Origin of the sequence: Chryseobacterium sp. (assembly GCF_022712095.1) — a bacterium.
In the GTDB taxonomy this organism is placed as follows: domain Bacteria; phylum Bacteroidota; class Bacteroidia; order Flavobacteriales; family Weeksellaceae; genus Chryseobacterium.
In genome coordinates, this window is the sequence record NZ_JALAHD010000144.1 from 1 (window position 1) to 7,397 (window position 7,397).

Annotated in this window: 8 protein-coding genes; 1 reads left to right on the forward strand and 7 read right to left on the reverse strand. The window is 34.1% G+C overall.

Annotation, left to right across the window (positions count from 1 at the left end):
* Both Q0A18_RS07280 and Q0A18_RS07285 read right to left on the reverse strand, forming a co-directional pair.
* A partial coding sequence (locus Q0A18_RS07280; RefSeq protein ID WP_292009485.1) for a hypothetical protein occupies nt 1-265 on the reverse strand: 265 nt, incomplete at its 3' end.
* Nucleotides 266-357: 92 nt separating this feature from the next.
* Nucleotides 358-777 carry a DoxX family protein gene (locus Q0A18_RS07285; RefSeq protein WP_292009486.1) on the reverse strand — a complete coding sequence of 140 codons (420 nt, stop codon included), beginning with the start codon at nt 775-777 and terminating at the stop codon, nt 358-360.
* A gap of 258 nt (nt 778-1,035) precedes the next feature.
* On the opposite strand from Q0A18_RS07285, the gene Q0A18_RS07290 reads away from it, so the two are divergent.
* Nucleotides 1,036-1,446 (forward strand): AAA family ATPase, encoded by a 411-nt coding sequence (locus Q0A18_RS07290; protein WP_292009487.1) that lies wholly within the window; start codon nt 1,036-1,038, stop codon nt 1,444-1,446.
* A 203-nt stretch (nt 1,447-1,649) separates the two neighbouring features.
* Here Q0A18_RS07290 and Q0A18_RS07295 read toward each other — a convergent pair whose 3' ends face one another.
* The 5 genes from Q0A18_RS07295 to Q0A18_RS07315 all read right to left on the reverse strand — a co-directional run bounded on the left by Q0A18_RS07295 (nt 1,650) and on the right by Q0A18_RS07315 (nt 7,258).
* A complete protein-coding gene (locus Q0A18_RS07295) occupies nt 1,650-2,183 on the reverse strand; it encodes a hypothetical protein (RefSeq protein WP_292009488.1) in 534 nt (177 codons plus the stop codon).
* Between the two features lie 2 nt (nt 2,184-2,185).
* Nucleotides 2,186-3,295: a hypothetical protein gene (locus Q0A18_RS07300; RefSeq protein ID WP_292009489.1), complete on the reverse strand. Its 1,110-nt coding sequence runs from the start codon at nt 3,293-3,295 to the stop codon at nt 2,186-2,188.
* Nucleotides 3,296-3,313: 18 nt separating this feature from the next.
* Nucleotides 3,314-4,861, reverse strand: coding sequence for a GMC oxidoreductase (locus tag Q0A18_RS07305; RefSeq protein ID WP_292009490.1), 1,548 nt, complete (start codon nt 4,859-4,861; stop codon nt 3,314-3,316).
* Nucleotides 4,862-5,174: 313 nt separating this feature from the next.
* Nucleotides 5,175-6,272 (reverse strand): alkene reductase, encoded by a 1,098-nt coding sequence (locus tag Q0A18_RS07310; RefSeq protein WP_292009491.1) that lies wholly within the window; start codon nt 6,270-6,272, stop codon nt 5,175-5,177.
* 92 nt (nt 6,273-6,364) lie between these two features.
* A complete protein-coding gene (locus Q0A18_RS07315) occupies nt 6,365-7,258 on the reverse strand; it encodes a helix-turn-helix transcriptional regulator (RefSeq protein WP_292009492.1) in 894 nt (297 codons plus the stop codon).
* Nucleotides 7,259-7,397: the final 139 nt, after the last annotated feature.

The window sequence follows — 7,397 nt, forward strand, 5'->3', positions numbered from 1 at the left end:
AATCAATATCATATTTTATGAAATTTTCAGGTCTTTCATACCGAACTTGGTGTGCAGACGAATCCGTACGCAAAAAACCTAATTTTTCAAGCCATTCTTCGGTTATTTTAATGGGGTTAATAGAACCTGCAGGCGTAGAAACACGATGTGTGGAATTTTCTATTTTCACGAAATAGTCACTGTTACTCTGAAATATTTCTGTAATGATAAAAATCTGGTTTTTGTATTCAACTAAATTTTTTATTTTAAGATCTTCGACTTTCATAATTTTTGATGTTTGGTTATAGTTAGTATTCTGTAAAGTAAATAATTGCAAATATTATGCCTTGCTTATTACTTACTTGATATTTGATACTTTTATCTTTTCCGGTTGAATAATAAATGGTCTAAACTCCATTTTCCACCCCCTAAAATAATAAATGTGAAAAAGAAAAGCCAGTAAAAAAAGGTAATTTCTCCTTTATCATAAGGGAATATATGCATTTGTTGAGCATGTATCCATGCCACACTTAGTACAATAAACAAAATAGAGGAGGTAATTCTGGTAAGAAACCCTAAAGCGAATAAAATTCCGAAAAAGAATTCTGAACCTTTAGCTAAGTATAACATTAATAATGGGTTGGAAAAACCTAATTCTTCTTTCCATGTGACAAGACGGACCTGTATCCATTCATTAATGAAAAGATCTTTTCCGTACCACATGATCCATAATCCTACAATAACTCTGACCAAAACCAGAATATCTGTCTGTGCAGGAGCAAATAATATTTTTTTCATAAAAATTTCGATTATTGTGCAAAGTTATTATATTGAAAATCAGTATTCTTATAAAAAAAAGCGCAAATGCAGTAAAAATGCGAATAGGTAATTCTAAGGTTCTGAAATAAGTTTTATATTTTTGTAAAATACTATATCAGTAGATACTATTATCATTCATAAGATCTCAATTCTTATAATTGTCTGAATTCAATCAGAGACCCTTTTATCTTTTTCTAAGGTCATTTTTTGATTAAAACTTTACCAACAACTTATTTTATGATTATAAAAAACAATTTTTACATTCTTACCGGTGGACCCGGTTCAGGAAAAACAACATTAATAGAATATCTTAAGAAAAGAGGTTATCACTGTGTTTCGGAAGTAGCCAGAAAAATAATTCAGATGCAGATTGCATCCTCAGGAAAAGCTTTACCATGGGATAATATTCCTGAATATTCCCAATTGATGCTGCAATATTCCCTTCAGGATTATCTTTCTCTTTCTCAGGAAACCGATATCTACTTTTTTGACAGAGGAATTCCTGATGTATTAGGATATGTGAAACTAGTTAATCTTTTCGAACAGGATGAGTATATTAAGTGTGTTGAAAATTTCAGGTATAATACGGATGTTTTTATTTTACCACCCTGGAAAGAGATTTATAAAACAGATACTGAAAGAAAATAGGATTTTGAATTAGCTACCGCTACTTTTAATATCATGAAAAAAACATATAAAGCATACGGATATGAATTAATTGAAATTCCCTGTTTACCGGTGGAAGAAAGAATAGATTTTATACTTGAAAAAATAAAAGGCAAAAGGTCCTATAAATGACCTTTTGCATGTAGAAAAAAATAAAATTATCATAGCTGACTAATATCTGACTATTATTGAGAAAGCCATTTTTTAAAAACTTTTAAAACAATAGGCATTGCCAGATAAACCATAAGAGTGGAAACTATAAGAGCTATTATGGCTCCGCGCAGAAAAAAAGATGATAAGCCGATCATCGTAAATATTAAATCAACTATTTTTGGGGCGATTTGTGTTAACGGATATACCGCAACAAAAGAGACAATAACTTCTTTCCATTGGTGTGTTTTTACCTTCTTGTCCGTATTAAACCAAAAATCATTGTCTTCATGAATAATTTCTTGTTTATCAGAGAAATGTATAATATTTGCTTTAGCCAACAATTTCTTTCGAATATCGGAGTTCATCCATTTTTCTGCATATTTTGAATTTTCAAATCTTAAAACCACAGAATGGAATCCATCACTCTTTACGGATGGAAGTTCAATTCTGTCTATAAAACCTTCAGCCGATCTGGTAGCTTTAGTCATTTCTTCATACCATAGATCAAATTCTAGCTTATTACTTATGTGAAGTTTATATCTTATGATCAGGGTGCTTATCATCACTTTTATCCTAATTGAACATTCATGGAAACGATGTCCCGGGAAACAATATTGCTAAACCATTCTTCAGAAGTAATCTGAGATTGTGGGAAAAATGCGTAAAACTGTTCATAGGCAATTTCAGCTTCCATTTTAGCAACATACCACCCTATACAGTGATGTATTCCTTTACTGAATGAAATATAATTTTTAAGAGGATCTTCTCCTTTGGGAGTATCATAGTTAGCGGAGGTCAACATTACGAAGAGAAGGTCTCCTTTTTTTAATGGCGTTCCGGATAATTCATAATCTTCATGTACATATCTTGGAAATGCGCTGTTAGCAGGTGAAGTCCGAAATAAAATTTCATCAACCAGACTATTGTCCGGAGCTTTTTTATCATTAATTATTTTACGTATTCCCTGGCTGATAAGGCTTGCTGTTGTCCCGGATCCTGCAATAAATAATAATAAGCTTACGCTTAAAACTTCCTCTTCCAAAAGTCCTGCTTGTAGTAAGACTGATATAATGTCCTTTTTCTGCTTACTGATTTTCTTTTCTGCTATCGTATCTCTGATAATTTTATGAAAGCTTACCACATTTTTTAGATGATCCTGTGGATATGCCTTCACCATTTGCAGGGAAATTGCATACTCAGGAAAAGAATCATTCCAATTTAACCCTAACATTTTTGAGATGATTTTTACCGGAATGAGGTAAGAGAAGTCTTTTGCAATATTTTGCGTTTCTCCCTTTTTCCATTGAGATAAAACTTTTTTAACTTCGGTAGAAATATATTCCCGGTAATTTTCCAATGTATTTTTAGTAAAAAAACTTTCTAACGGTTTTCTTAATCTTTCATGCTGTACACCATCTGTTGCCAATAAGTGCAATGGTTTGGGAATAGCTTCAGAGAAAGGATTGTTTGCATAGGACTGTATTTCTGTTGCAGGACTTACCTGAAATACATTCCCGTTAATAAGTACTTCTTCTACATCTGCTCTCCGGGTAACCAGCCATACTTTTAGACCGTCGGGAAGTTTATAGGGAAACAATCCTGTTTTGTGACGGATATCTGATAAAATATGGTCGGGTTCTGTTGCAAATTGTAATGAATTGAAATCTAATTTATTCATTGCGGATATTTTAATAGATTATTTTCCCTGTTTGATATCATCAGCTATTTTTTCGGCCATCATAATTACCGTCGGATTAGGAGCAGCGGAGACAGCATCTGGAAATATAGAAGCATCTACTACTCGTAAATTTTGCGTTTTATATACTTTTCCTGAGAAATTTACTACAGCATCCTTGCTTTTTTCTTCTCCCATAGGAGCAGTTGAAAAAGGGTGGTGATAAGTATCCAGTGTTTCTTTCATAGACTGGATAATATCGGCATCTTTAGTTACTTCAATCCCGGGATTAAGTTCCTGTACAGTCATATTACTAAAAGGTTGTGTCTGTCCTATTTTACGGGCTAATTTAATTCCTTCCAGCAATCTCTTGCGGTCTTCTTCCTCAGCGAGGAAATTAAGATCAATGACAGGAGCTGTTTTAGGATCTTTGCTGGCAAGCGTAAGATGCCCCACTGATTTCGGGTTGGTTAAAGCTACTGCCAGTACAAATCCTATTTTAGTAGGGCTTTGGTCATGAGGAAAAAGATGAGTTGCTGTAATATGCAGATCCAATTCTCCTTCTTTGGCATAAGAAGATTTAGTCCAAAGTTTAGCTCCGATTACAGGAGTTTGTTTACCTGTTTTTTGAGGATCTAGAGCATAGGCATTATAATAAAAAGGATGATCATATAGCTTTTTACCCACCGGTAATTCTGCTATCACTGGAATGTCCAGTTTATTAAGTTCCTCTTTGGGCCCTATTCCCGATCTTAAAAGAATGGCGGCTGATCCATACGTTCCGGCAGAAAGAATGATTTCTTTTCCTTTAAAAATACGCCCGTCAGCAGTTAAAACATCAGTAGCTTTGTTTCCGCTAAAAAGGATTTTGTCCGTTAGAGCTTCTCCAACCACCGTTAGATTTTTACGGCTTCTTACTTTTTCATTGAGATAAGCCATACCCGTATTATATCTTACGCCGTTGATGATGTTCATAGGATAAGTTCCTATACCATGCTGATTTTCTCCATTAAAATCTTTTATTTCAGTATATCCATTAGCTTCAGTCGCTTTCATAAAAGCTGATTGCACTGGGCTTATTTCTGATTTTGTCATCTGGTGGATAGGGAAGGGGCCTGTATTATTATGCCATTTCTTGTCCTGTACATCAGAGTTTTCCATTTTTAAATAATAAGGAAACACTTCATTCCAGGTCCAGTTTTTGAGATGATATTTTTTTGTCCATCTTTCAAAATCGGAGGGAAGAGAGCGTACGGCTACTGCTCCGTTTACAGCCGAACTTCCTCCTAAAACTTTTCCACGGACAGCGCCGACAGGCTTTCCTATATATCCCGGAGTAGATTGATAACCCCATTCATACCGGCTATCTCCATTGGCTCCTAAGATATTGCTGTTTGCAATAATGTCTGGATAACCTTTTTTGTCAAACAGAGGCCCTGCTTCCAAAACCAATATCTTTTTAGAAGGGTCTTCCGATAATCTGTTTCCCAACACGGAACCCGCAGATCCGGCTCCTACAATTACAAAGTCATATTCCACCTGAGTGGCTAAAGTTGTATTTTTATCCATTGTATGAATATTTTGTGAGTGAATATTAGACGAAAAAAAACTAAATGTACTTACGAGAAGTCCTGTTTTTAACGTTGAGTTATTGTAAATAATTTGTATAAAATTTTGAATTGCCATAGAATCGAATTATTTTATCAGTATTATTAGTAAAACAAAGTAACGGCGTTATCAGAGGAATGGAAAGGTAAAATACCGAACGTATAATACCATAATGCGAATTAGGAAAACAACTTAAAAGGCTCTTAAGGATAAAAATAAAACCTGTCTTTTTATTTAAAAGACAGGTTTTCTAAAAAAATTAACAAATAGATTACTATTGGTAGTCTTTATAATCAGTATATCCTTTTTCATTTCCCCCGTAATAATAATCACGAATAGGCTCAGTCAAAGGATAGTTGTTTTTCATTCTGTAGGTTAAATCCGGATTACTGATGAAAGGTTGTCCGAATGCTGCGATATCTATAATATTTTCATCAATAAGTTCTTCTGCAAGCTCTTTAGTAAGACCACCTGCATAAATCAGTACACCATCATACCATGAACGGAATTTTTTCATAAAGTCTTTAGAGATGCTTGATTCTCCTTTGATAATCTGATTCATGAAATGAATATAAGCGATCTTTCTTTTTCCAAGCTCTTCTGCAATAAGCTTAAAAGTTTCCTCTGTTTCCTCAAACTTTGGAATATCCTGTATGGTTCCAAAAGGGGATAAACGTACAGCTACTTTATCTGCACCCACTTCAGCAATATTGGCATCAACAATGTCAAGTAAGAATTGTACTCTTTTTGCTACGCTGCCACCATATTCATCGGTTCTGTTATTAATTTTTGGATTTAGAAACTGTTCGATCAGATATCCGTTCGCACCATGGATTTCGACTCCGTCAAATCCAGCTTCAATAGCATTTTTAGCTCCTTGAGCAAAATCTCTGATGACTTGTTTAGCATCTTCTGTACTTAAAGCTCTCGGTTTGGAGGCTTCAACAAACCCTGTTTCCCCTTCTCCCGTATCACAATAAGCAAATGAATTTTCTGCTCTTATATCTGAAGGACCGACAGGAGCTTTACCGTCTGGTTGTAAGCTTGTGTGGGAAACTCTTCCTACATGCCATGTTTGTACAAAAATCTTGCTGTTTTTATCATGCACGGCTTTGGTAACCAGTTTGGCACCTTCTACCATTTCCGGTGTATAGATTCCCGGAACAAATACCATTCCTGAAGCAGAAGGAGAAATGACAGTACCTTCTGTTATGATAAGGCCAGCTCCTTTTTCACCTGCTCTTTGAGCATAATATTCTGCATTTTTACTGTTGTACACACCGTTTTTATTTCTTGCTCTGGTCATTGGAGCCATTGCCACTCTATTGATTAAGGATAGATTACCTTTTTTAAAGTTTTCAAATAATTTCATTGTATTAAATTTTTTACAAAGTTGGGAATAGCTTCCTTTGATCTGGTAATAAGAATCCGTATAATATATATAAAAATGCGAACACCTAAAAATTAAATAGAGGAAATCATTTTTTCTTCTTTGAATTGAGTAGGAGAAATTCCCGTTTGATTTTTAAAGAATTTAGTGAAGTTGGAAGGCTCATCAAAACCTAAATCGTAACTCACCTCTTTAATACTCATGGATTCATGTATAAGTAATCTCTTACTTTCAAGGATTAGCTGTTCATTAATAAGCTCTTTGGGGGATTTTCCTAAAATAGCCATTACTGCTTTTTGGAGCTTTCTTTCACTTATAAATAGCTCGTTGGCGTAATATTTAACTTTAGTTTCGGTACGGAAAGATTTGCGTACCATTTTCTTGAACTGTGTTACATACATTCCATCCTGCGTTAAGATAGTTTTATGGATTGAGGGATTATTCTCAAGTATAAATTTTCTTTCAGAAAAAAGTAAAAGATTGGATAAGTAATTATGCAGTATCGATTCCTGAAATAGGTCATGAGCTTTTTGAAGTTCATCTAGGATTTTCTGAATCAATTCAATAAATACATTCAAATCATTGTTTTTAAATGCCAACTTGGTCACTGGATAATAATTGTTAAAGATGTGAGCATTATCTAAAAAATAGATATCATGGGAAGACTGATTAAAAAAATCTTTAGGAAAGGCAATCAGCCATCCCTCAAAAGTTGCATTTTCACGGAAAGCATGAACCTGTCCCGGTGTAAGAAATAAGATGTCTCCAGCTGACAGCTCCACCTCCTGAAAGTCTACCATATGGGAAGATTTTCCTTTTGTAATAAGCTGGATAATGTAGAAATCAGTACGGTGCGGATTAATAACGGACTGTCCCCCTTTTTTGATCCGCTCAGAAATAGGAATGATATGTAAATTTTGCTGCTGATTGGAAATAGGTTTAAAAGGATAAGTAATGATATGAGACATATAATAAGATTTTGGACATTTTGAAAACTAATTTAATGATTCTTTGTTTTAAAATGAAAATATAATAGGAATAATAGATATTTAAGTGAAATATAAGTGGGAATATAATCAATAAAATAGATTGTTTATTAACTAATTG